The organism is Sphingobacterium puteale (assembly GCF_003627955.1).
Taxonomy (GTDB): Bacteria; Bacteroidota; Bacteroidia; order Sphingobacteriales; family Sphingobacteriaceae; genus Sphingobacterium; species Sphingobacterium puteale.
This window is the reverse complement of sequence record NZ_RBWS01000008.1, coordinates 370,276-395,565: the sequence shown is the minus strand read 5'-3', so window position 1 is coordinate 395,565 and position 25,290 is coordinate 370,276. Positions and strand designations below refer to the sequence as shown.

The 25,290-nt window shown below is 40.5% G+C and carries 24 protein-coding genes and 1 rRNA gene; 16 read left to right on the top strand and 9 right to left on the bottom strand.

What is annotated here, in order from left to right:
• Positions 1-93: ribosomal RNA gene (locus D7322_RS12570) — 16S ribosomal RNA — on the bottom strand; the annotation flags it as partial.
• Positions 94-604: 511 nt separating this feature from the next.
• Here D7322_RS12570 and D7322_RS12565 point away from each other — a divergent pair.
• Together D7322_RS12565 and D7322_RS12560 are read left to right on the top strand one after the other, a co-directional pair.
• The gene (locus D7322_RS12565) at positions 605-862 is read left to right on the top strand and encodes a hypothetical protein (RefSeq protein ID WP_121124538.1); all 258 of its coding nucleotides are present in this window, start codon (positions 605-607) and stop codon (positions 860-862) included.
• 15 nt (positions 863-877) lie between these two features.
• Positions 878-1,075 carry a hypothetical protein gene (locus D7322_RS12560; RefSeq protein ID WP_121124537.1) on the top strand — a complete coding sequence of 66 codons (198 nt, stop codon included), beginning with the start codon at positions 878-880 and terminating at the stop codon, positions 1,073-1,075.
• Positions 1,076-1,676: 601 nt separating this feature from the next.
• Here D7322_RS12560 and D7322_RS12555 read toward each other — a convergent pair.
• Positions 1,677-2,849, bottom strand: a complete 1,173-nt coding sequence (locus D7322_RS12555; protein WP_121124536.1) for an acyl-CoA dehydrogenase family protein — start codon at positions 2,847-2,849, stop codon at positions 1,677-1,679.
• A gap of 130 nt (positions 2,850-2,979) precedes the next feature.
• Between D7322_RS12555 and amaB the strand changes: the two genes are divergently transcribed.
• Together amaB and lat are read left to right on the top strand one after the other, a co-directional pair.
• Entirely contained in the window at positions 2,980-4,509 is a 1,530-nt protein-coding gene (gene amaB / locus D7322_RS12550) for an L-piperidine-6-carboxylate dehydrogenase (RefSeq protein WP_121124535.1), read from the top strand.
• Positions 4,510-4,528: 19 nt separating this feature from the next.
• Positions 4,529-5,815 (top strand): L-lysine 6-transaminase, encoded by a 1,287-nt coding sequence (lat, locus tag D7322_RS12545; RefSeq protein ID WP_121124534.1) that lies wholly within the window; start codon positions 4,529-4,531, stop codon positions 5,813-5,815.
• A 71-nt stretch (positions 5,816-5,886) separates the two neighbouring features.
• On the opposite strand, the gene D7322_RS12540 is transcribed toward lat, so the two are convergent.
• From D7322_RS12540 to D7322_RS12530, 3 genes are all read right to left on the bottom strand, one after another.
• The gene (locus tag D7322_RS12540; RefSeq protein ID WP_220700066.1) at positions 5,887-6,651 is read right to left on the bottom strand and encodes a suppressor of fused domain protein; all 765 of its coding nucleotides are present in this window, start codon (positions 6,649-6,651) and stop codon (positions 5,887-5,889) included.
• 77 nt (positions 6,652-6,728) lie between these two features.
• Positions 6,729-7,157, bottom strand: coding sequence for an energy transducer TonB (locus D7322_RS12535; protein ID WP_183078689.1), 429 nt, complete (start codon positions 7,155-7,157; stop codon positions 6,729-6,731).
• 93 nt (positions 7,158-7,250) lie between these two features.
• Positions 7,251-8,234 (bottom strand): hypothetical protein, encoded by a 984-nt coding sequence (locus D7322_RS12530; RefSeq protein WP_121124531.1) that lies wholly within the window; start codon positions 8,232-8,234, stop codon positions 7,251-7,253.
• A gap of 154 nt (positions 8,235-8,388) precedes the next feature.
• On the opposite strand from D7322_RS12530, the gene D7322_RS12525 reads away from it, so the two are divergent.
• The 4 genes from D7322_RS12525 to D7322_RS12510 are packed head-to-tail and all read left to right on the top strand — an operon-like array spanning position 8,389 to position 10,564.
• Positions 8,389-8,895 (top strand): GbsR/MarR family transcriptional regulator, encoded by a 507-nt coding sequence (locus tag D7322_RS12525; RefSeq protein WP_121124556.1) that lies wholly within the window; start codon positions 8,389-8,391, stop codon positions 8,893-8,895.
• A gap of 4 nt (positions 8,896-8,899) precedes the next feature.
• Positions 8,900-9,262, top strand: coding sequence for a hypothetical protein (locus D7322_RS12520; RefSeq protein WP_121124530.1), 363 nt, complete (start codon positions 8,900-8,902; stop codon positions 9,260-9,262).
• A gap of 4 nt (positions 9,263-9,266) precedes the next feature.
• Complete coding sequence (locus D7322_RS12515; protein WP_121124529.1) at positions 9,267-9,647, top strand: hypothetical protein; 381 nt, start codon at positions 9,267-9,269, stop codon at positions 9,645-9,647.
• 26 nt (positions 9,648-9,673) lie between these two features.
• On the top strand, positions 9,674-10,564 hold the full coding sequence (locus D7322_RS12510) for a TIGR01777 family oxidoreductase (protein WP_245971331.1): 891 nt from the start codon (positions 9,674-9,676) through the stop codon (positions 10,562-10,564).
• A gap of 33 nt (positions 10,565-10,597) precedes the next feature.
• Here D7322_RS12510 and D7322_RS12505 read toward each other — a convergent pair whose 3' ends face one another.
• Positions 10,598-12,709 carry a type IA DNA topoisomerase gene (locus D7322_RS12505; RefSeq protein ID WP_121124527.1) on the bottom strand — a complete coding sequence of 704 codons (2,112 nt, stop codon included), beginning with the start codon at positions 12,707-12,709 and terminating at the stop codon, positions 10,598-10,600.
• Between the two features lie 169 nt (positions 12,710-12,878).
• Complete coding sequence (locus D7322_RS12500; RefSeq protein WP_121124526.1) at positions 12,879-14,237, bottom strand: deoxyguanosinetriphosphate triphosphohydrolase; 1,359 nt, start codon at positions 14,235-14,237, stop codon at positions 12,879-12,881.
• A gap of 140 nt (positions 14,238-14,377) precedes the next feature.
• Here D7322_RS12500 and D7322_RS12495 point away from each other — a divergent pair, with 140 nt between their 5' ends.
• Positions 14,378-15,436, top strand: coding sequence for an aldose epimerase family protein (locus tag D7322_RS12495; RefSeq protein WP_121124525.1), 1,059 nt, complete (start codon positions 14,378-14,380; stop codon positions 15,434-15,436).
• Positions 15,437-15,548: 112 nt separating this feature from the next.
• Here the strand turns inward: D7322_RS12495 and argH are convergent, their stop codons facing one another.
• Positions 15,549-16,880, bottom strand: a complete 1,332-nt coding sequence (gene argH, locus D7322_RS12490) for an argininosuccinate lyase (RefSeq protein ID WP_108636128.1) — start codon at positions 16,878-16,880, stop codon at positions 15,549-15,551.
• Between the two features lie 748 nt (positions 16,881-17,628).
• Here argH and rbfA point away from each other — a divergent pair.
• The 4 genes from rbfA to D7322_RS12470 are packed head-to-tail and all read left to right on the top strand — an operon-like array spanning position 17,629 to position 20,417.
• Entirely contained in the window at positions 17,629-18,003 is a 375-nt protein-coding gene (gene rbfA / locus D7322_RS12485) for a 30S ribosome-binding factor RbfA (protein ID WP_121124524.1), read from the top strand.
• A gap of 32 nt (positions 18,004-18,035) precedes the next feature.
• Positions 18,036-18,692 carry a leucyl/phenylalanyl-tRNA--protein transferase gene (gene aat, locus D7322_RS12480; RefSeq protein WP_121124523.1) on the top strand — a complete coding sequence of 219 codons (657 nt, stop codon included), beginning with the start codon at positions 18,036-18,038 and terminating at the stop codon, positions 18,690-18,692.
• The gene (locus tag D7322_RS12475) at positions 18,676-19,764 is read left to right on the top strand and encodes an aminotransferase class V-fold PLP-dependent enzyme (RefSeq protein ID WP_121124522.1); all 1,089 of its coding nucleotides are present in this window, start codon (positions 18,676-18,678) and stop codon (positions 19,762-19,764) included. The genes aat and D7322_RS12475 overlap by 17 nt, the downstream gene beginning before the upstream one ends.
• A gap of 2 nt (positions 19,765-19,766) precedes the next feature.
• Positions 19,767-20,417: a hypothetical protein gene (locus D7322_RS12470; protein ID WP_121124521.1), complete on the top strand. Its 651-nt coding sequence runs from the start codon at positions 19,767-19,769 to the stop codon at positions 20,415-20,417.
• 31 nt (positions 20,418-20,448) lie between these two features.
• Here the strand turns inward: D7322_RS12470 and D7322_RS12465 are convergent, their stop codons facing one another.
• The gene (locus tag D7322_RS12465) at positions 20,449-20,787 is read right to left on the bottom strand and encodes a hypothetical protein (RefSeq protein WP_245971330.1); all 339 of its coding nucleotides are present in this window, start codon (positions 20,785-20,787) and stop codon (positions 20,449-20,451) included.
• A gap of 312 nt (positions 20,788-21,099) precedes the next feature.
• Here D7322_RS12465 and D7322_RS12460 point away from each other — a divergent pair, with 312 nt between their 5' ends.
• From D7322_RS12460 to hemC, 3 genes are all read left to right on the top strand, one after another.
• Positions 21,100-21,939, top strand: a complete 840-nt coding sequence (locus tag D7322_RS12460) for a flagellar basal body-associated FliL family protein (RefSeq protein ID WP_121124519.1) — start codon at positions 21,100-21,102, stop codon at positions 21,937-21,939.
• 219 nt (positions 21,940-22,158) lie between these two features.
• On the top strand, positions 22,159-23,400 hold the full coding sequence (gene hemA, locus D7322_RS12455; RefSeq protein ID WP_121124518.1) for a glutamyl-tRNA reductase: 1,242 nt from the start codon (positions 22,159-22,161) through the stop codon (positions 23,398-23,400).
• A gap of 250 nt (positions 23,401-23,650) precedes the next feature.
• Entirely contained in the window at positions 23,651-25,237 is a 1,587-nt protein-coding gene (hemC, locus tag D7322_RS12450) for a hydroxymethylbilane synthase (protein ID WP_121124517.1), read from the top strand.
• The last annotated feature ends 53 nt before the right edge of the window (positions 25,238-25,290 follow it).

Below are 25,290 nucleotides of genomic sequence, written 5' to 3'. Positions count from 1 at the left end.
TTAAAGCAAGCTTTAAGTTAAATCCCGTCCGACTTGCATGTATTAGGCCTGCCGCTAGCGTTCATCCTGAGCCAGGATCAAACTCTCCATTGTAAAATGAAGTTTTTGATTCCAACTATTTATAATAATCAGAATTCTTTTTTTATATCTCTGATCTTGGACCGAATTGAACTATTCTTGAATTTGTTCATGACTTTCGACTTTCGTCTGTCTACCCGTCACGCTTACATGATTGTGTTTTCTTAAAGAACTTCTCTCGCTTCAACTTCCGTATCCGCTATATTCCGATGGGCACCAGCCCCTCTTTATCTTTTTTTGTTTCCCTCCGTTTCCGTTGGGACTGCAAAGGTAGAAATCTTTTCCGGACTTCCAAAAAATTTTTTGATTTTTTTCTTTTCCTTTTTTCCGATTTCCGCGTTTAAAATAAACTCAGCGGGATTTTAAATCCTGCCGAACCCTCTTAAACCCTTCTTTTTTTCATGGTTCCTTCTTTCGAAGTAACCGTCCCTCCCTTGCGGATTGGTGCAAAGATAGGGAGTTTTCGGGCAAACTTCCAAGACTTTTGTTTTTATTATTTTCATTTTGCCGCTAACTGGCTGTAACGGTGCAAGATTCTTTTTGTGAAACAGCATCCTGGGGGGCGTCGAGGGACGAAAAAGGCGGGTTATACGTGGGGCTGTGGTGGAAAGAGAACAGGGAAGCGCGCGCGGATAGCGCTAAAAGGCCGGAGAATGAGTGGAAAGGCCAATTATGCTCGGAAACGCGGTGGAAAGGGAATGGAAAGGGAGCGGCTAGATTGTGGAAAAGCGCGCAAAAACAGCATCCACATCCGCAGGGGTTCTCCACCAATACGCCGCAGTAGGAATGGAAAGACGGTATGCGCACAGAACACAGCAAACCCCAGAAAAATAATCCCACGGAACAGAAGAAAAAATCCGAGGGGCCGGATCTACCAGTAGGGATGACGGAAAGGCGGCGGATAGACAGACCTAAAAACCACAGCAAAAAAAACATGACCGTAGAAAAACAGCCCGCAAACAGTGGTTATCAAGGTAAGGACAAATCCGATGTTTAGTCAGGGTTTGTTTAGGTTTAGTTTAGGTATTACTTAGGTTTTGTTTAGGTTTTAGCTAAACTAAACCTAACTAAATGCTAACCTAACCTTAGGTTACTGTTATTTTAATATTGGAACTATCTTTAAAAAATACCAGAATTGGTATCCCTGCAGGCAAAAGCATTCTGTTTCGGGGCCGCCCCCCTGCACCGAGAATAGCCCCCGGCAGTCGGGTGTATTTCAGTCGGGACTACTTTGATACCTGTCTATGCTGTATTCGCGGTGAGTCCGCCTTAAGTCCAGGTCCTAGCATGGAAACAGCAGGTTTGCAATCCGGGCTTACATCGCCCAAATCTGCACTCAGACACCTTCAAAGCCCGATTTAGACCTAATTCAGGGGTGGCCAAAAAACGAACCGCAGCGTCAAAAAACGCTAAACACGCGAACTAACTCGCTTGAAACGCAGTTTTTTGACGCAAAAGTATCCAAAAACTACGGATCAAAAAATAAATTGAGCAGATTACTTCCCATAAAAAGCAAAATGCGGACGCCGCAAAAAGTATGCGACCTCCGCAAATAGCTTTGAATAGTATCCCAAATAGAATTTAAGATATAAACAGAATTAAGAAGAAAATGCATTAAGCCCTGTGATATCCTGACCAGTAATCAATAAATGGATATCGTGAGTTCCTTCATATGTAATAACCGACTCAAGATTCATCATATGTCGCATAATTGGAAAATCTCCGACAATGCCCATTCCTCCCAAAACCTGCCGAGATTCACGCGCAATCTGTAAAGCCATATGCACATTATTCCGTTTGGCCATCGAAATTTGCTGCGGCGATGCTTTCCCTTCATTCTTTAAAATCCCCAAACGCCAAGACAATAACTGGGCTTTCGTAATTTCTGTCAGAAATTCAGCCAATTTTTTCTGTTGCAACTGAAACCCACCAATTGGTCTGTCAAATTGTTGACGCTCCAGAGCATATTGAACAGCCGTTTCATAACAGTCGATCGCCGCACCTATCACGCCCCAAGATATTCCATACCGTGCAGAATTCAAACAAGACAGCGGCCCACGCATTGAGTTTACCTCAGGCAATACATTTTCAGCGGGAATAAAGACATCATGAAAAACCAACTCGCCAGTTTTAGAAGCTCGTAAAGACCACTTATGTAATGTCTCCGGTGTTTCAAAACCATCCATCCCACGTTCAACAATTACCCCTCGTACTTTTCCAGCCTCATCACGTGCCCACACTACAGCAAGATCACATACTGGCGAGTTTGTAATCCACATCTTAGCACCGTTCAATAAGAAACCACCATTACTCGCTGTCAACCGTGTTTCCATCCCTCCGGGATCAGAACCGTGATTCGGTTCGGTTAAACCAAAAGAGCCCACAAGTTCCCCGGAAGCAAGTCCCGGCAAATATTTACGGCGTTGCTCCTCGCTACCATAGGTATATATCGGATACATCACCAAAGAAGATTGCACCGAAGCCGCAGAACGAACCGCAGAATCACCGGCCTCCAGTTCCTGCATAATCAAACCATAAGAAATCTGATCTAATCCAGCGCCACCATATTCCACTGGAATATAAGGACCTAAAGCACCTATTGCACCAAGTTTGGGCATCAACCCTTCTATGGCCTGATATGCCTGTGCTGCATCTTCTATGAATGGCTTTATCTCTGACCGAACAAAATCCCGAACAGCACGACGGACAAGCTTGTGCTCCTCCGATAAAAGGTCATCTACCTGAAAATAATCAACATTTATTTGTTTCATAATCGTATAGTCTACATTAGCTTCTCTAAGATAATAAAATATTTTCAAACTGAACAATATTCACACATGACTTGTTTAACAGAATTTTATTCCCTATATTTAACATACCCCACGAATAAAATAAACCATTATGATAGAAAAAGAACTTAAAATACTCGGCATAACATCCCAGAATTTAGGCTCGTCAACAGGCCAAAAGTGGTTTTCTGGTGGTGAGGTATTCGAATCCCTATCTCCTGTAGATGGAAAACTCATTGCAAAAGTGTCAGGTAGCAGCCAGAAGGATTATGAGACAATCATCGGTGATGCCCAAAACGCATTCAAAGCGTGGCGACTTATCCCCGCTCCAAAAAGAGGAGACATTATCCGTCAATTAGGTGATAAATTACGAGAATTGAAACCGACCCTCGGAAAATTAGTCTCCTATGAAATGGGTAAATCTTACCAGGAAGGTATGGGGGAAGTACAAGAAATGATCGACATTTGTGATTTTGCCCTTGGTTTATCAAGACAGCTCTACGGAAATACTATTCATTCCGAACGTCCTGGCCATCGCATGTATGACCAATATCATCCACTGGGCGTCGTCGGTATTATTACCGCCTTTAATTTCCCCGTAGCTGTGTGGGCATGGAATACGGCCATCGCTTTGGTTTGCGGAAACACAGTCATATGGAAACCTAGCGAGAAAACGCCATTATGTGCCATTGCCTGCCAAAAACTATTATCAGAAATCCTCCATGACAATGGATTACCTGAGGGCATCTCCAACTTGGTCATAGGTGACAAAGAAGTCGGTGAATGGCTTGCTGCTGATAACCGTATCGCTTTAATTTCAGCAACGGGATCGACACGGATGGGAAAAGAAGTTGCTGTTACCGTCGCACAACGGCTGGGCAAAACGCTACTGGAACTTGGTGGCAACAATGCGATTATTGTTACCCCAGATGCGGATCTCAACATGACAATCATCGGTGCTGTATTTGGAGCCGTGGGAACAGCAGGACAACGCTGTACTAGCACACGACGACTGATTATCCATGAGAGTATCTACGACAAAGTAAAGAAACAACTGACAAAAGCTTATGGTCAATTAAAAATTGGCGACCCATTGGATACAAAAAATCATGTAGGACCATTGATTGATAAAGCCGCCGTAAAATCATACTTAAACGCACTAGACAAAATTAAAACACAAGGAGGGAAACTTCTTATCAAAGGAAAAGTACTAGAGGGCAAAGGTTACGAAAGTGGTTGCTATGTACAGCCCGTTATCGCCGAAGTCGAAAATCATTATGAGATCGTACAACACGAAACTTTCGCTCCCATTCTATATTTGATAAAGTATCAAGGCGACATCGGCAATGCTATCGCCTTGCAAAATGGCGTCAGCCAAGGCCTGTCCTCAGCTGTGATGACAAACAATCTGAGAGAAGCCGAACTATTTCTTAGTGCTGCCGGATCGGATTGTGGTATAGCAAACGTCAATATCGGTACCTCAGGTGCAGAAATCGGTGGGGCCTTCGGCGGAGAAAAAGATACTGGGGGAGGTAGAGAATCCGGTTCCGATGCATGGAAAGCATATATGCGTCGCCAGACAAATACCATTAATTACACAACAGACTTACCATTGGCACAAGGTATAAAATTTGATTTATAAACCATTCAGATTCGAAATTATGAGCAACGTACATGAAAGACTAAGTAAACATATATTGGCAGACGGGTTTCCACTGGTCATGGATATGGAAAAATCACACGGCTCTTATGTTGTCGATGAAAATGGGGACGAATACCTGGATATGTTTAGCATGTTTGCCTCTATGGCTGTTGGCTATAACCATCCCCATCTGGTCAAGCATCGTGAGTTTCTGGGCAAGATGGCAGTCAACAAGCCTGCTATATCGGACATTTACCCCAAAGAATTCGCAGATTTTGTGGATACCTTCGACCGTGTGGCAATACCAAAAGAACTCCCTTATGCATTTTTTATTTCCGGTGGAGCACTGGCCGTGGAAAACGCACTGAAAGCAGCCTTTGATTGGAAAACAAGACTTAATTTCGCTCAGGGCATACAAAAAGAAGCGAGTCAGGTCATCCATTTTAAACAGGCTTTTCATGGTAGATCGGGCTATACGCTCTCCTTAACAAATACGCAGGATCCCCGAAAGTATATGTATTTTCCAAAGTTCAATTGGCCGCGTATTGTAAACCCCAAATTAACGTATCCATTAACGACGGAAAATATCAGCCAAACAATAAACGTGGAAGAGAAGGCAATCGCAGAAATCAATCATGCCATCCACGACAATCCCAACGATATTGCCTGCATCATCATTGAACCAATACAGGGCGAGGGTGGAGACAATCATTTTCGGAAAGAATTTTTCCAGCAACTGCGCCAGATCTGCGACAATAATGAAATTCTCCTGATTTTCGATGAAGTACAAACAGGGCTGGGTATTACCGGAAAAATGTGGGCTTATCAACATTATGGGATTATACCTGATGTCCTGGCTTTTGGCAAGAAGGCTCAAGTCTGCGGGATATTGGCGAATAAGGAAAAATTTGATCAGGTTGAGCATCATGTATTCAAAGAATCCAGCCGGATCAACTCAACCTTCGGCGGAGATTTTATAGACATGTTGCGTTTCAAATTAATTCTAGAAGTCATCGAACAGGAAAATCTATTGGCCAATGCCACCGAAAAAGGAACTTACCTTAAAAGCAAGCTACAGGAAGTTATGAAAAATAGACCGCAGCTCAGTAACTTAAGAGGGGAAGGTTTGTTTGTTGCCTTGGATTTTGATACTGCAGACTCCCGTAGCGAATTTATCAAACGTGCTTATACCAATAAATTGATCATTTTGGGCTGTGGCGAGAAAAGCATCCGCTTCAGGCCACATCTAAATGTCAGCACGGAAGATATTGACAAAACAATGGCGATCATCAACGACAGTCTTTAATACAAAAATGCAGTATTGCCGAGGATTATCTCCTGACAATACTGCATTTTTGAAAGGAAAGCCTTAGATCGCTAGTTCCTACAAACATTTGGACGATCTATGTCGACCAGTTCTGATATTCCATATTCGTCAAAACGATCCAATAAAGCATCTGTTCCTTCTTCCAGTTTGAAATCCATCTCTTCCTTGTAGACCGGAATCATCGCATAGAAATTGATGACATTACCATCTTTCGTTTGAAGTTCCAAAAATTCCTCATCAAAACTCAACATGGGAGGCAATAAGAGCATACAACCAAAACCGGTATTTGCTATTTCTTCAGCTTCCATTCCATTAGGAATCGTGTGCCCATAACCTAACCAGGTTTTATACTCGTGCGGAAAACGCGCCAGTCTTTTCAAAAAATAGACCGGCCAGTAATTGTTATCATCCTGAAATTCCTCCTCGCCTATCTTCCAGTCCGCAGGAAGTACAACCATCAATTCGGCGCGTTCATAAGCTTGCTTATCATCTATTTCCTCCGGAACATTCATCGGCAGGTCACTCATGCCGGATGTCACCAAGATATTGTACGGGTAATTCGCGCTAGGTTTGATCCAATGCACATCAATATGCACCAACTCCGATATAATTTCGTGAAAAACCAAATCTGGCTCAGCGATATATTTTGCTAAATGATCTTCAATCTCTTCCAAATAAACACATTGCACCTCGGGGAACAGGTCTTTTGGATCTTTTTCCTCAGGTTGATTTTCATAACGATACACAGTCGAACCCCCGGCGGTAATTTCAACATCTTTCTTTTCAGTGGAGGATTCATCCTCTTCCCCACTCATGATTTTTTTGACTTTATCCCAAAATGACATACTATGCGAATAAATGGTTAAATTTTCAGATTGCAGCTTGTATTTATTTATTCAATAACAGCAACTACAGGTTGCCTAAATCTTGTTTTGACCGGCTTTCCTTTGACTAAAGCTGGCATCCATTGCGGTGATTTGCGCATAGTGGCCAGTACTGCTTTAGCAAATTCAGGACTTATCTTTTCTGGATTCTCAATTTCGATATTACAAATTGCTCCATCCTCACAAACGATAAAATTAAGAATCGCTGTTTGTTTGGAGCCATACTTTATGTAAGCAATACTATCCATAGCTCCGACAGTTCGTGTCAAATCGAGGTTATTTTGCAAGAACCTCGACCATGCCGTTATTCCGCCCTTAAAGTAAGGAAAATCATCCACATTTTGAACTAGACTATCTGTGGGAATGTAACGAACAACACCAGTCTGTGCCTTTGAGGTCAAACAAACAATAAAAAATAGGACTGATAAAACAGTCATTTTAAAATTTGGTGAATACATACCTGATCCTATCCATAATCATACCATTTTAACGTGTATTTGGAACAACTTATTACACTACTCTCTTCAGATTTAATTAAGGGGCATATCAACATCCCCGATAAAAGCACCTTGATCATCCAACAAAAAGCTAATTGGTTGTTCTGGATTTTTAATAATTTCAAATAAGGTCAACCCCCAAGGCTTCCAGAAATTTTCCAGTACCTGACCATAGGTCTTGTTCTGCCAATGATCAAATATAGGTTTCATAGACATATCCGCTAAAGGCATGGGTTCAACATAAACTTTCTGCGGCGTATTTAAATAGGTATAATCGGGTAAACGGTTGAATAAATAGGCTGAATAGAAAAAGCGGGCACATAATTCTTCAAACTGTATAGGGTGAAGCTTTTTGCCAGCAATCACTTTCAATACGTCTTCGTGATAGATATTGTTTGTCGCATTATCCTGAAGGCAAGCAATGAGCGCAAAATCTTTCATTCGAATCGAAAAAATCAAGGTATTTATTTCATCGCGATACATAAAGGTATCCGGTGCATTTTCTACGGGCACAACAACAAGGGAAAATGGAAATGTATTTTCAAATTCCATTGGAACAATCAACGACTGCAACATGGCATGCAGGTTTGTAAAACGCTGTGCCAAAGCCTGCGAAAAGTTCATGTCTTCACCTGAAGCTTTCTGTTGACGGATTCCAGCGAGAATTTCGTTATAGACAACGCCATAGATGATTTTTGTCATCCATTGAAAAAGTAGCAAAGGATCTAATTGGCGGACCGCTTCATAGCCCTGCTCGAATGATTGCTCAACGGCACGTTCCATCTGCTCTATTGCTTCAGCAGCAAGGATAGAACATGGAAGTTTTAAGGACTTATAGGTTACTAAATTCTCATCTAGCATTTTGAACGGCTTATCTTCCAATTGAAAAGATTTCATCATCCAGACTGGAAAGACATGGATACTCTCCTCCTCATACTGAAGTTTATTACCTGTTAAAAAACAGATAGCCGGATCAAACTGAAATTGTTTGAATGGATTATACAAAGTTGTTGCCATAATGCCAGCAAAGTTAATACAAATCAAAAAGGACACAAGAAAAGGAAAACCTTATTACGATATGGTGACTTGTTTATTGAATTTATTTTATTTTCAGAAATTTTTGAAAATTCAAAAAACTATATATAAATTTGAGTAAGAAATAAAAATGAAGATGGAATTACAAGAAGCAAAACAGCAATTTATAGATACTTGGGGCGCGTTGGGTTCCGAATGGGGGATCAACAAATCCGTTGCTCAGGTCCATGCATTACTCCTTTCTGCGAGCAATCCCATGTCTACAGATGAAATCATGGAAAAGCTGGTTATCTCCAGAGGTAATGCCAACATGAGTATCCGTCAATTGGTCGATTATGGCATTGTTTACAAAAAACATATTGCAGGGGACCGAAAGGAATATTTCGTTGCGGAGAAAGACGTACTAAAATGGGCGATGAAAATTGCTGTTATGCGCAAACAAAAGGAACTTGATCCGGTCATGGATATTCTCAGAGAAATCAGCAAAAATACCGAGAAAGATAAAACGTCAGAAGGCAAGGAGTTTCATAAGACAGTAAAAGATATCCAAGTATTAACGGATCAACTCGAAGCCATCGCAAACAAATTATTCAATTCTAGCGGCGGGGATCTGTTACTAAAATTGATCAAACTAATGATGTAATCTGATGAACTTTAATATCCTTGCATACGCGATATATGGTTTGCTAACCTGTTACATTATCCTTTGGGTAGGTCGGTTGTTTCACACAAATGGTCGGATTTTTATTCTTTCGTTGTTCAAAAACAACATGGCACTAACAGACACAACAAACAACTTATTGCTTATGGGATATTACTTGCTCAATATTGGTTATGCCGTCATCCAATTCAGTTACTGGAAGCAAATCCAAACATTCGAAGATCTACTCAGCAGTATTGCATTAAAAACCGGGACATTGTTATTTGTACTTGTCGGTATGCATTACTTCAATATGCTCGGTATTTATTTCTTCGCAAAAAAGACAAATTCATTCACCATTAAATCATAATATCATGGGAAATTTAACAGTTATCGGGTATTTTATTTATTTACCTATTGCAATCGCATTAACCTATTACGTTGCATATGTGCTTTTCAAAAATAGCATCGTGTACATGAATGATATTTTTGCGGGGCGACCGGAAGTCGCCAATGCGACAAACAATCTTTTCCGGATTGGTTTCTATCTCATGAATCTGGGATTTGCATTGTATATTCTGGAGATCAGCTTGTATAAGCCCAGTGTACAGGAGCTCATTGAGCGGCTTAGTTATAAAATCGGTGGATTCAGCATTTATTTAGGTGTCATGCTTTTTCTGAATATGTTTCTATTCTTCCGGGGCAAAAGAATCGCAAAACAAAGAAGAAATATGCCAGCAACAATTAACGAGTAAAATAGATCTCTAAAAACGGTATTATCATGCCTAAAATAGTTATTGCAGGTGGAACAGGTTTTGTCGGACAATATCTTTCCAAAAAATTCCAAAAAATGGGATATCAGGTGATCCTCGTTGGTCGACAGAAAGGAAATATGCCCTGGACCGATACGGTTGGCATTTCGGCCGCACTTGAACACGCTGAAATGTTGATCAATCTCGCGGGCAAATCCGTCAATTGTCGCTACAATGCCAGCAACAAAGCGCAAATATTTTCTTCAAGAACAGAGACCACAAGTATTTTAGGTAAGGCAATTGAAAATTGCAGCCATCCTCCTATTCTTTGGTTAAATGCAAGCACTGCAACAATCTACCGCCATGCAGCCGATCGTCCAATGACCGAAAGCAGCGGTGAGATCGGAACGGGATTTTCTGTCGAGGTCGCAAAGAAATGGGAGAAGACATTTTTCGATTTCCACTTACCCCGAACCAGACAGGTGGCTCTTCGGATGGCTATTGTCCTAGGCGCTGACGGTGGTGTTATACAACCTTTTAAAAATCTTGTTCGCTTCGGTTTAGGCGGAATACAAGGCAATGGTAATCAATATTTTAGCTGGATACATATCGAAGATCTATTCCAGATTATCTTATTTATACAAAAACATCATGAAATAGATGGCGTCATAAATTGTGCTGCCCCCCATCCGATTACGAATAAGACCTTTATGGAGACTTTTCGAAGCATCATGCATCGAAAAATTGGGCTCCCCTCACCGAAATGGCTGTTGGAAATAGGTGCTTTATTGATTGGGACGGAAACCGAGCTGCTCTTGAAAAGTCGTTGGGTGGTACCGGAAAAATTAGAAAATAATGGATTTGAATTTAAGTTTCCTACGATTTCAACTGCTTTAGAAGAAATTTTAGCTAAAGAATAAATATATCCAGTGCTCAACGTGGGATAGATTTAGCTATCCCACGTTTACTTTAAAGTTTTCAAATACAAGGGGAGCATTTACGATGGCACCCTCACTATTTTTAACACCTTTAAATTCCGAGGTCTTCCCTTTTTCCAACAGATTCTTCATCTCCTTTTCCTCCAGAAAAATACCGTTCAATGTTCGCCAGATCTTAAAATCACAACCGCGGGCATAGTGATCACATTGTGCCACCCGATCATAGAGCAGGATTAAGCCCTTCTCACATTTAGGACATTTGATTTTCCCCTTTTGCTGTGGTTTGACTTCCTCTTGCGCCAATGAAATACGCAATGTCAATAACTCTTTCGTAATTTTCGCCGTGTAGTCCTTAATATGTTTCATAAAAACATCATAAGAAACCTTATTGGCCCGCATTTCTTCCAGCTTCTGCTCCCATTTTCCCGTGAGTGTTACTTTGGCGATCGAGCGATCTTTGACAAGATTATACACAGCTAGCCCCTTTTCTGTTGGAATCAATTTTTTCTTATCCCGTTTAATATAATCCCGTTGAAAAAGCGTTTCTATCGTTGCCGCACGGGTAGCTGGTGTTCCCAGTCCACAGTCTTTCATCGCTTGACGCATTTCATCATCCTCAATTTCTTTACCTGAAGTTTCCATTGCTTTTAAGAGTGAAGCTTCAGTATGAATCGGACGTGCCTTGGTAAAACGCTCGGCAAGTTCCAATGTCAATATTTGCAGTAATTCCTCCGCCAGCAATTTAGGTAACTGCGCATTCTCATTGTCTTGGTCATCGGTGTTCTTATCCTCATCCGGAGCTTCTATCTGCTCGGCAGAAAGGCGCCAGCCGTACTGTTTGATGACCGTTCCCTTTGCGATCAGCTCGACTCCCTGTGCGTCTATGGTGACTGTGGTGATATCCTTGATACAGACTTCAGAGAAACTCTCGACCATACGCTTGGCAATCATGTTGTAAATATTCTGCTGTTCTTTCAACATGTGCCCCGGTTTCTCATCAGTTACCAACAGCGCATGGTGATCGGTTACCTTTTTGTCATCTACAGAACGCTTATTTAACTTTGTCCCGATTAAATTCTTCGCGATGGAAGCAATAGATTCCTCCGCATGATCCGAGAGGTGCTGAAAAAGCTCCTCGATATGTTCGAAAACATCCTCACCGATATAACGGGATCCCGTACGGGGATAGGTAATGACCTTTTTCTCGTAAAGTGTCTGCGCGATACTCAGCGTCTGGTCGGCTGAGTAACCATATTTTTTGTTCGCATCCTGTTGCAGGGAAGTCAAGTCAAAGAGTAAAGGGGGCTGCTCCTTTGTCTCTTTAGCTTCAACCTTAGCAACGCGTGCATTTGCACCAACAGTCAATCGGGCGATGGTCTGTTCGGCAACATCTTTTTTATCTATTTTGTTTGAAGTAGCTTTAAAACTGATATTATCTTTTTCGAAGCCGGCCTGTATTTTATAAAATGCCTGCGGCTTAAAATCTTTATTTTCCAGGTAACGTGAGCAGATCATCGCCAAGGTTGGCGTCTGAACTCTTCCCAAAGAAAGAAGCCCTTTGTTGCCTGCTGCCAAGGTGATCGCCTGTGTAGCATTGATCCCGATCAGCCAATCTGACTCTGATCTTGAACGGGCAGACATGTATAAACTATCGTATTCTGTTCCCGCTTTTAAATTTGCAAAGCCCTCTTTGATGGCTTTATCCGTCTGACTCGAAATCCACAGTCGTTTAAACGGCACCTTCGAACCCAAAAAGTAATAGATATTACGAAAGATTAACTCCCCCTCACGCCCCGCATCCGTTGCCACAATAATCTCTTCCGCCTGCTCTAACAGCGATTTTATCGTATTCAGCTGTTTGACCGCACCTGCGTCATCCATCTGCTTTCCATCCCGCTTAACTTTTTTCGATTCAAGTTTAAAATTTGCAGGTATAATAGGAAGATTGGAAATGGTCCAGCTATTATAACCGTAAGCCTGAGGCGTGCATAATTGAACCAAATGACCAAAAGCATAAGTAAAGGCATAGCCGTTTCCGGCGATATAGCCATCTTTGACTTCCTTCGCTCCCATGACACGGGCCAGATCACGTGCCACAGAGGGCTTTTCAGCTATTACAACTTTCATTTTAACGTTTTGAGATTTGAGTATTGAGATTTGAGACACTACCTATACAAGCCCTTGGCTTATCAAGCCCTTTCATTTTTGTTTTGACAAGATAACTTACAAAAGTAAGCATGATCTTAATAATTCGATTACTGGGATCACTCGCTAACAAAATAAATTGTTCGCAAACTTATTCGATACTCGGAATTGTTATTCCTTTAATCTTACGATAGAGTTCAATGGCATATACATCAGTCATACCAGAAACAAAATCCAGTACACAGCGGATTTTGGAATAGGAATCCTGCTTGTCAGTATAAAATTGCTCCGGAATCAGTGCAACTAATTTTTTATCGTAGTTATTTTTGTTCTTTTTGAGGTATGCAGGCACAAACTCCTTTAACAGAGCATCCATGACACGATAACCGGCGATCTCAATCTGGACTACGGTAGGCGCATTATAGATCTTCGCTATGGAAATTTTCGAGATCTTATTCATTTGCTTGACAATATTTTCATCCAGCGCATCCATCAATGCAGAGGAGAAAGTCCCTGACAAAAACTGTTCCTGTTCACGTACAAACACATCCACACAACCCTTGATCAAGGTGTTAATTGCCTTAGCCCGCAATAGCGCCACACGGCTCGGTGTATCCAGCAAACCATCCAATCGGTCACGAAGATTTTCGGAACCACATAACGGCAACAAAAGTTCCTCGACCTCTTGGTAGGATAGTATTTTTAAATGATGTGCATCCTCCAGATCAATGATATTGTAACAGATATCGTCAGCCGCCTCGACCAGGTACACCAAAGGGTGCCGTAAATACCCTTTGGGGTTTGAAGGATCCCTTAACAGCCCCAATTCATTGGCTACTTTCTCGAATGCTTTTTGCTCTTCTGTAAAAAATCCATACTTTTTGCGGTGATGGCTTTTTTTGACATGGCCATCTATCGCTAAACAAGGATATTTTACAATAGATGCCAAGGATGTATATGTCAGTGCAAATCCTTTAGGGTCTTTTCCCTGAAAAGCGTGGGTCAGAATCCGGAGAGCATTGGCATTGCCTTCAAAATGTGTCAGATCTGCCCATTCTTCGGCAGTCACTTGTTCCTGATACTTACGCCCTTCCCCATCCGTGAAGTAGGTGGATATCGCAGACTCCCCCGAATGGCCAAATGCTGGATTACCTAAATCATGAGATAGACAGGCTGCCGAAATAATATTTCCGACTTCCTGCAGAAACGGGTATTCGGTATCTATATTGGAATTTTCCTCCTTTAACTGCGCATAAAACATACGGCCAAGTGACCGACCTACGCTGGCAACCTCCAAGCTATGCGTTAGCCTATTGTGCACGAAAACAGCTCCCGGAAGCGGAAAAACCTGCGTTTTATTCTGTAATCTTCGAAATGGGGAAGAAAAGATCAACCGGTCATAATCCCGTTGAAATTCCGACCGAGCCACAAGGTAGCTGTCAGCTGTTCTATCTTCATAGCCCCAGCGTTTTGCAGAAAGCAAATCTTTCCAGTTCATTTTTTCAGACATAGCGCAAATATATAAAAAATAAAAATTCAGGCACCTATTAGATCAACCCGAAAAAACAGCCTAACCGGAGTCTCCCTTCTCAATTCTCATATCTCACTACTTATATGTATCTTTAACTATCAATACCAATAGGAACAATCATGACTAGATATCAATCACTTATTCCAAAACATTTTGAAACCAATATTGAGGGGAAAAACACCCATTTACTTTTATTAAAAAATGAGGGCGGTATGCAGGTGCTTTTAACGGATTACGGCGCCCGTATTGTCAGTATCCTAGTCCCCGACAACAAAGGCAACCTAGTTGATGTTGCTCTAGGCTTTGATTCTATTCAGGGTTATCTGGAATCCGATGAAAAATACCATGGCTGTACTGCTGGCCGATTTGCAAACCGCATCGCAAACGGCAAATTTGAAATAGACGGGAAACAGTATACTCTTCCCCAGAACAATGGCACAAATTGTCTGCATGGTGGAATATCGGGCTTCCATGATAAAGTTTGGGACCGTAGAGTAACCTATCAGTCTCATGTAGAATTTTATTATGTTTCTAAAGATGGCGAGGAGGGCTTCCCGGGAAATTTAAAAATAATGGTTTCCTACACCCTAACGAGAAACAACGAAATCATTATCAAATACCACGCACAGTCCGATGCTGACACGCATATTAATTTAACAAATCATACCTATTTCAATCTTGATGGAGAGGGAAGCGGAGATGTATTGCAACAAGTACTTCAAATAAATTCAGATGAAGTGCTGTTTGTGGATGAGAATCAAGTACCCAATGCGGTCGTACCAGTAGAAGGGACGCCTTTTGACTTCAGAACCCCTAAAAAAATTGTTCAGGACATCACAGAAAATGATGAGCAGCTCATTGCAGCCAAGGGCTATGACCATTGTTATGTCAATAATAAACCAATCTCCCAGCCCTGCGCAACAGCTTACTCAAAAAACACAGGCATTCAGCTGGATGTATTCACTACCGAGCCCGGGGTACAACTGTATACCGGAAATTGGATGACAGGAAATGATATCGGCAAAAGAGGGTACAAATATCTGCCTTATGCCGGATTCTGCCTGGAGACACAACATTTTCCTGACAGCCCCAATCAGGTAGAATTTCCCTCGACACTTTTAAAGGCCGGTGAATCGTTTGATTCAGAGACACACTTTAAATTTTCAATTAAGAAATAAAAAACAAGAGCTGTGATAACATAAATATATCACAGCTCTTGTTTGTCAAGCATGTCTCAATCAGCAACTATTGTTACCAAGTAGTTTTACGGACTGAACAGGATGATTGGTCTTATTTCACCAATTCTTCCAAGGCCTTTTCTACTTGTTCAAATCCGAAAGTCGCTTTTACCTGCTGAAACATTCGTTGAATCTGATCGTTGCAAAGATTTCCGATACTACCTTCATGTGTATGGTTAACCTCTTTCGATGGTTTGAAACGTCCTTCGTCTATATCAATACCAATAGTCCGGTAAGCCTCACGGAAAGGCACGCCTTTAAGCACCTCATTGTTTACCACCTCGACGGAGAAGAGGTAATCGTATTTTGGATCATCAAGGATATTGTCCTTTACGGAAATATTCTCTAGCATGAAAGTCGCTATTTCAAGACATTCATTCAGCGATTTAAACGCCGGGAATAGATTTTCTTTTAACAATTGGAGATCCCTATGGTAACCTGAAGGAAGATTCGTTGTCATCAATGCAATTTCATTCGGCAATGCCTGAATTTTATTACAACGTGAACGGATCAGTTCAAAAACGTCAGGATTTTTCTTGTGTGGCATAATACTCGACCCTGTTGTCAAATGGGCCGGGAATGAAATAAAGCCAAAATTCTGATTGATATATAAACACACGTCCATCGCAAACTTTGCTAATGTAGCCGCGATAGAACTCATCCCCTGTGCTAAAATCCGTTCGGTCTTCCCCCTACCCATCTGCGCATAGACCACATTATAATTCAGATCTTCAAATCCCAATAACTGTGTGGTCATTGTTCTATTTAACGGAAAAGAAGAACCATAACCCGCAGCCGAACCCAATGGATTTTTATTACAGACCTTCCAGGCAGCTTTCATCATTTCCAGATCATCAACCAGACTTTCCGCATAAGCGCCAAACCATAAACCAAAAGATGATGGCATTGCAATCTGAAGATGTGTGTAGCCCGGTATCAAAATATGTTTATAACGTTCGCTAAGCTGGATCAGTTCATTGAAGAAAGCTTCGGTATTCTGAATTATATGTTGGATCTCTGTACGGAAGTACAGTTTTAAGTCCACAAGCACTTGATCATTTCGGGATCGGCCTGAATGAATTTTTTTTCCGGCCTCGCCGATGCGTTGTGTGAGTAACATCTCAACCTGTGAATGCACATCTTCGACCGAATCTTCAATCTGAAAATCCCCCGCTAAAATTTCCTTATAGATATTTTTCAGTTCCTTCTGTACCAAAGCAAGATCCTCATCAGTCATCAGGCTGATGCTATTTAGCATCCGTGTATGGGCCAAAGAGCCCAAAACATCCGCTGCAGCAAGCTGTAGGTCCATTACACGGTCATTACCTACGGTAAAAGATTCTACAAACGAATCAACATCTATATTTTTTTGCCAGATTTTCATTAATTATATATTGTTTTATGGTAACGAAATTACGATGAGCCAATATTCATTTCGATTTTGCAGCTGATCATAGCTCATCAGAATATTTATTTGTATGTCATAAGTTATTTGTCAATTGGCGCAATCTAGCATTTACAACTCAGCTTTGTTACGCATAAAACGATCTTTATTCATTATTTATGCTCTATCTTAAATAGATTGAAGTTATTGATCCAAATGCACCTGATTTATTAACATTGCAAAAATACCAATTGCAAATGGTTATATCAATGCCAAGCTGTGCGAGGTGGAACAATAATCAAAAGAAGGGTGAAAAGGAGAATTTGAGGATAAAAAAATATGTGTTACAAAAAAAAACAAATGTTAAAAGTTTGTTAAATCGCAATAAACACATATTATAAGTAACCACTCACTTTATTTTTAAAAGTTATTTTGTCAGTTTTTTAAGTATTCCTATGTTTGTAGTGTAAGGGAGATGAAAAAATAAAAGCCGGTAAGGTTAGTAAATACTTACCACTTTAAATACACCGAGATTAAAAACCAAATATGATAGACCCCAACGTCTTAAAACTTGCAAGAAATTACCTAACCAATTGTGAATCGAAATTTAAAGGCACGTCAAACCAAGATGTGCCTTTTTTCGTATACACGGGTGCTCAAGCCCAGTCGATAGGTATGCATGTGATTCTAGCCTAAAATACCTATCTTTGTGTATCATATTGAGAATATTCAACATAAAACGTATACGATGGGAACAGAAAGCAAGAGACAGCAACGTTTTGCTGGAGTCATTCAACAAGATCTAGCAGCATTATTTCAACGGGAAGGTAAGGCATGGGCTCCGGGAGCATTCATTACAGTTACACGTGTCCGAGTTACTCCTGATTTGGCTATCGCACGTGTTTATTTGAGCTTTTTAAACACGAAGACTGCGCAGGAAGACATCAAAGCAATACGTACCAAAACATCCGAGATACGTTATAAATTGGGATCAAAAATTAAAAATCAAGTCAAAATTGTCCCACAATTGGATTTTTTTCTGGATGACACCAATGAGTACGTGGAGCACATGGAAAAATTATTTGAAGAAATAAGTAAAGAGCCTCGTCAACCAGAAGAATAACGCAATTTAAAAATTGGCCTATCTAAGGATCGATGGTATTTGAACTGGATAACAAAAAGCTGGAGTTTCCACATCCGAGCTACGCTGATGAAGATGGTTTATTGGCTATCGGGGGTGACCTTTCGGCTGACCGACTACTTTTGGCTTATAGCAATGGTATATTTCCCTGGTTTAGTGATGATACACCGATATTATGGTATGCACCTCATCCACGCTTCGTCATCTACCCTGCCAAGATTAAGATCAGCAAAAGCATGGCTGCCTGTATCCGGAAAAAGACCTTTTCCATTTCGGTAGACCGCAGCTTTCACACAGTTATCCAAAATTGCTCCGCTATCAATAGAAAAGATCAAGATGGAACATGGATCACAGAAGACATGATCCAGGCTTATACAGCACTGCATGAAATAGGATATGCACATTCAGTGGAAGTATGGCAAGATGGATTACTTGTAGGTGGGCTCTATGGTATGCTGATCAATGGTGTATTTTGTGGGGAGAGCATGTTTTCCAAAGTACCTAATGCTTCTAAAGCTGCACTGATTTACCTGGCACAAGAAATAGACCTACAATTGATAGACTGTCAATTTCATACGTCTCATTTGGAAAGCATGGGCGGTGAATACCTTTCTTTACCTGATTATTTAGCAATATTAACAAAAAAACCAAGATATGAACAGTCCCTATAGTAAATATTTTGACATTGATGAAGCGACAACTTACTTGACTACCCCCGGATCAGGCCTACTTTCACGTGAAACAAAGCAATGGCGTACGCAACGCGATCAAGCGTTTCATGAGTCCAACACATCACTTCGTGAACAACAGGGCGCCATGTTGGATTCCTGCAGAAATACACTAGAGCAGTTTTTCAATTGTCCTAGGGGCAATGTATTTTTGTCAAGCTGCTTTTCTTTTGCCTTCAATGCATTATTAGCGGGCCTTCCCAAGCATTATAAGGTGCTGCTTTTGGACAATGATTATCCCTCGGTAAATTTCCCAACAATAATTAGTGGGTTTGAGCATAGCTTTGTCAACATGGACGAACAGCTTGAAGCTAATATTCTGGATGCCATGGCAACTTTTAGACCCAACGTACTTATTCTATCCATAGTTCAGTACATCTCCGGTTTAAAAATAGACCTTTCTTTTATACAGGAATTAAAACATCAGCATCCTGATTTGTTAATCATTGGCGACGGAACGCAATTTTTAGGAACTGATTTATTTGACTTTAATTCCTCGGGCTTTGACGCCGTATTGAGCAGTGGATACAAATGGCTAATGGCCGGATTCGGAAATGGCTTTATCCTGCTGAACGATCGACTTAAAGAAATCCTTTATGCTGATATCCAGAGAAATTACAGTTACCTCGACAACCAATGGATGAATAAATCCGTAGTACAGTTATGCTTTGAACCAGGACACTTGGATACCCTAGCTCACGGAACCTTACAACAGTCTTTATTGCAGTTGGAACAATGGGGCTATGCTGAAACAGTCTTGTATACACAGAATCTGGTGACACAGGCCCGGGCTGAACTGGTTAGCAGAGGGCTACTCCTGGATCTTATTATAAATAGACGTCCACAAAGCAATATTTTCAATATACAGATCGACCCCAAAAATTTTCAGCTTCTGATGGATGAAGGTATAAAATGTTTCCCCCGCGGTTCAGGTATACGCGTCGGATTCCACCTCTACAATGACCATGCAGATCTTGAAAAACTATTATATATTATAGATACAAAAGTAAATTAATCATGAAATTTAGAATAGGCGACTTAGTCAGATTTGTGGATGAGCCAATTGAAGGACATATCACCTCCATGCAAGCGAACAATATTGTCGGAGTAACAGATGAAACAGGATTTGAAATTCCTGTTCCCATGGACAAGATCACGCTCGTCTTTGGAAATATGCGCAGAGCAGATGACGAGCTTGATCAGCATGCCGCCCCGTTGACTCCGTATCGATTTATCGAAAAAGGAATTTTACTGGCTATCTCCGGAGATCATAAAGATGGATTGGCCAAACTACATATTATCAATGAGACAAGTTATGAGCTATTGGTATCAGTTTCCGAAGCTACGGCGAATAAAGTGAAAGGCCTTTTTAGCAATAAAATACCGCCGCACGATTCTATCCAATTTTATACAGGAAACTTCGCCAATGTTGGAAAATGGCCGACATTCCGTTTTCAGATCATTAGACATAGTAGCAGTTTGCAGGAGCTGACTAATCCAATCGATAGAGAGCAGCGTGTACGTCCAGTGGACCTCACCAATCCGAAAGTGCTGCATGAAATTTTGGATGAGAAAATCTGGTCTTATGAGTTAGACAAAATTGAAGAGGATCTCGGTCTGGATAAACTAAAGGCGCATTTTATACCGCATCGTCCGAACAAAAAATAAGCTAGATAAAATATCTAGCTTATTTTTTGCTTCACTCATTTGTTGACACAATCTTCTTGGTGCTCAACAGCAATAGCAGGATACCAATCAAATAGACAATCCATCCCCAACGCATGTGGAGTGATTTGGACAACAATTTGTCCGCAAACCCCCAGCCAAAATAATTGTTGATTTTAAACCATACGGCGGTAATACTGACTAGATACCAACATGCGGACAGCCTTGTCATCCATTGATAGGCGCGTACCGCACGAACAAAAAATAACAATGCTGTTATTCCCAGAATCAGCATGGTAATAAAAAATAGATAGGCGTCCACCTGATAAAGATTCCAGTTACCCTTGATAGGAACTTTTAAAAATGGAGTCATACTGGACAAAAAACAAATGATTAGTCCAACAATGGCAAAATACTTCCTGATGATGACCATGGCTCAAATTACTTTAAAATTGATACGAATATAAGTTGAATATCGCCACATATATAACTTGTATTTCATTTTTTGGAAATTTGTTCTAATTTTAAAACGAAATTTTCGTATAACATTCCGGACAAATAACAATAATCCAAAAGATCATTCGAAATTGAACAAAATAGCCCCCTTCGAAATTGAGTTAAAAAAAGTATCTGAAATAGAGTCTTTACCCAAAAGTTGATTTAAAATTTAAGGCAAATATTGAACATGAAAAGAGCATTTGAAGAACCTGAGACAGAACAGGCGCCAAAACAAAAATCAAAGAAAAGAATATATATCGTTATCGGAATTGTCTTGTTATTGATCGCAGTTGCCGGTGGAGGATATTATAATGTTGTCCAGCGACAAGACCTTGACGCTATGCCTGTAGAAAGTGCTACAGCCGTGGACGGATTTGAAAATGCAGATCCAAAAGATCTCGAAGAGGCTGATGGCTGGAGCTCCATTGATGACTATGCCCATTGGAACAATGCCATCTTTACAATCCCCGAATATGAAAATATTCCATTACGTTACCGGAGAGGCATTACAAAAATCTTTATGGGAAATAGTTACCTGGAACCTTCCGGTGATAAACCTATCTATAAATTTACCCGTATAAAGGACCGTGCAAAATCGGTATTCTGTTACGGTAATTTTACTGATCGTCATGATGCGGACAATTGGAATAAAGAAATGGCTTTTTTAGTGGAAAAAAATGACTATCAAAGTAGTGCCATCTGGATTATATCTGCAAAAGGAGATATTCTTTTCTGGAAAGAATATTCCGGTGAACTTCCTTTGATCAATAGCTTCAAAAAGGGACAAAAGATTTTTATGGATGAGATGAAATTGGTGCCCGCCCCAGCTGACGGAATTATTGTCAAAAACAAAAGTTCCAAGTATGCATTGATTTACAATAAAGAGACTAAAACATTTGATACTTATTATCAATATACTGACAGTGAAATAAAGGAGGCAACCACCAATGAAGAAGTCCCCTATGTAGAGGAACTGGAAGATATCACCATAGACTCAGCACAAACAAATACAGGCAATAATGAATAGTTTAACACCTTCAAGAGGTTGGAATTTTCATCACACAGATGTGTGATGAAAATCACTCTATTCTACAACAATACTTAAAATACTAAAAACCAACTAATTAAAAATAAAATAAAGCTATTTAAAATCTTTCTAAATTAATGCGTTTGACAGATTTTTGACACAAGCACAAAGCATTTAAGCTACATTTGTACCGTTAAATATAAGCGAGGGATTAGAGCTTTGAAAAATCTTAAAGTATTAGCGTTTACTCATAAACATGTCGAATTAAAAGATCTAGGTAATCTAGTGATCTGCAATGAGGATTTAGAAAGTCGCCTCATTAGCTTAAAACACAGCCTGGATATTCCAGAGATCTTTTACATAGGTACTTGTAACCGGGTAGAGTTTGTATTTTATGGTGCTCATGAGCTGACTAACGAATTTATTGCGGAATTTATGGGAAAATTAAATTTCTGTGTTCCGCAGGAGCGACTCCAATGTTATTTGGGTCAGGTCAACAAATATGAAGGAATGGATGCCTTACATCATTTGCTTCGGATGTCCTGTTCGCTCGAAAGCCTTGTTGTTGGCGAGAAAGAAATCTTGGCGCAGGTACGTAGAGCTTATGATCGCTGTAGAGAAGCTGGTTTTACAGGTGATTTCCTTCGTTTAATGATGGATCGTCTTGTAAAAACAGCAAAAGAAGTTTATACTTATACAAAAATTTCCAGAAATCCGATTTCTGTTGTTTCTCTTGCCTACCGCAAATTACGTGAATTAAAGCTCGTTGAAAACCCTAGAATCCTTATTGTCGGATCAGGCGAAACAAACCAGAACTTAGCAAAATATTTCCAAAAAAATCAAAAAGCCAAATTTGTCGTTTTTAACCGCACGCTTGAAAACGCAAAAGCATTAGCTGAGGAGTTAAATGCTGAGGCTTATCCACTTGCTAGCATTGACAAATACAAAGGAGGTTTTGATATTCTGATTACATGTACAGGTGCTCCAACATCAATCATTGATAATACCTTGTACCAATCGCTACTAAATGGTGAAACCGACAAGAAAATTATCATTGATTTAGCTGTTCCAAATGATATTGATGCCGAAGTAATCAAACACAACCCGATTCATTACATTGAAGTCAGTAGCTTACAAGCTATTGCGGAGAAAAATATCCAGGAACGTTATAATGAACTGGACAGTGCTGAAAAAATCATACAGGACAATATTCAGGAATTTTTACCACTGATCAAACAGAGACGCGTAGAGGTTGCTATGCGTGAAGTTCCTGAGAAGATCAAAGAAATCAAGTCATTTGCCTTAAACGAGGTCTTTGCCCAAGAAGTACAGGCGCTGACACCTGAAGCGAGGGAGGTTCTTGAAAAAGTCATCAACTATATGGAAAAGAAATATATCAAAGTTCCGATGGTTATGGCGAAAGAAATCTTGGTTAAAACGCCTGAGATTGAGAAAAACTAATTGCAATCCTACCGCTGCAATCATTTCTGACGAATTACATTTATCCTTTTCTGACTTGTACCCCAATAATGGCGACCGTAATGCAATTGATTTTTTTATCAAGGGAGCCCCTACTGCTGTTCTAATTTTCGGTTTATCAATCATTTCCTCCTAGATAATGACAGTAACGTGTCAACATATTCCACCTATTTATTTATTTTTGCTTCAATAAATTGTATTAAACACATTTTAATAGGTAAAGTAAAATAACGTGAATAGAAAACTAATCATTGGCACCCGGGGAAGTGTTCTTGCAATGTGGCAGGCAAATTTTGTGAAAGACCGATTACAGGAAATTGGTATAGAAGCAGAGTTAAAAGTCATCAAAACTCAAGGTGATATTATTCAGCATCTCCGTTTGGATAAATTGGAAGGTAAAGGATTTTTCACCAAAGAACTTGAGGAAGAACTTTTGAACGGGACCATCGATTTAGCCGTACATTCACACAAAGATTTACCTACAATCAATCCGCCGGGATTGATTATTGCGGCTGTTTCCGAACGGGAGGACCCTTCCGAATTATTGATTATCCACAAGGATTGTGTAGATATCAAGAAACGTCTATCGCTAAAACATAACGCAACTGTCGGAACATCTTCCAACCGTAGAAAAGCACAAATATCGGCTTTACGCCCAGACCTGGAATTCGACGATCTAAGAGGTAACCTCCAAACAAGAATGCAGAAGCTGCGGGACGAGCAATACGATGCTATTGTGCTGGCAAAGGCGGGTATCAGCCGTATCGAAATGGATATCACAGACTTTCATGTCGAAGAAATTCCACCGGTCGAAATTATCCCTGCTCCGGCACAAGGTGTATTAGCTATTCAGATCCGTGAAGTCGATAAAGAACTCTTTACTGCATTGCAACCACTAAATAACAATGAGGTCGCTAAAACCATTGCAGTAGAACGATTGGTATTGAACAAATTTGACGCTGGATGTCATGCACCACTCGGATGTTATTGCCGCAAAAGTGGTGATGAATATGAAGCTTGGGCTTCTATTGCCGATACAAGTGAAGACTTTCCTGACCGTGTATACTTGAGAGATACCGATCCAACCAGATTGGCTGAGCGTATTTTCAGCAAGTACGCAAAAGATCGTAAGTTACCGCAATCTGTCTTTATTTCCAGGGAGGTAGACGAAAATTCCTACTTCGCCCGTGCTATGGCCAAACATAATATCACTATCGAAGGCCGTTCGCTGATCAAGATATTTCCGATCATCAATAAACTGGACCCTTTTATCCTAAAGCATGTTGATTGGATTATATTTTCAAGCAAAAACGGGATTGAGCATTTCTTCAACCTGGAGCCGCGGTTAAGTAAAAAGACCAAAATAGGCGTTATCGGCCGTGGTTCGGAAGAAATATTACGTAAGTACGATCGCGTAGCGGATTTTTCCGGTGACAGCGAAGGTATTAATATGGATGAAATCGCCAAGAAATTTGCCGAATTGGCAAATGGTGGAACAGTACTTATCCCGCGTGCAAAGGAATCGCTTGAGACGATTCAGAAAGCATTAAGCCCAGAAACAAAAATCATTAATATCCCTGTCTATGAAACCGTATTGGAGGAGGATGTGGATCCGTCCAATGCAGAAGTACTCGTATTTACAAGTCCTAGTAATGTAGAGGCTTATTTTGCGGACAATCTTTTAGAACCGGGACAAAAAGTCATCTGCATCGGTCGTTCAACCGGGGCCAAGTTTGATGAGATGAATGTTCCTTATACACTTCCATATTCTCCAGATGAGATCGGTCTTTCAGAGGCTGTATTTGGATTGGAATATTAATAGTATTGAGTAGTTAGTATCAAGTATTGAGAAGTCGGCAAAAAATTTTATAG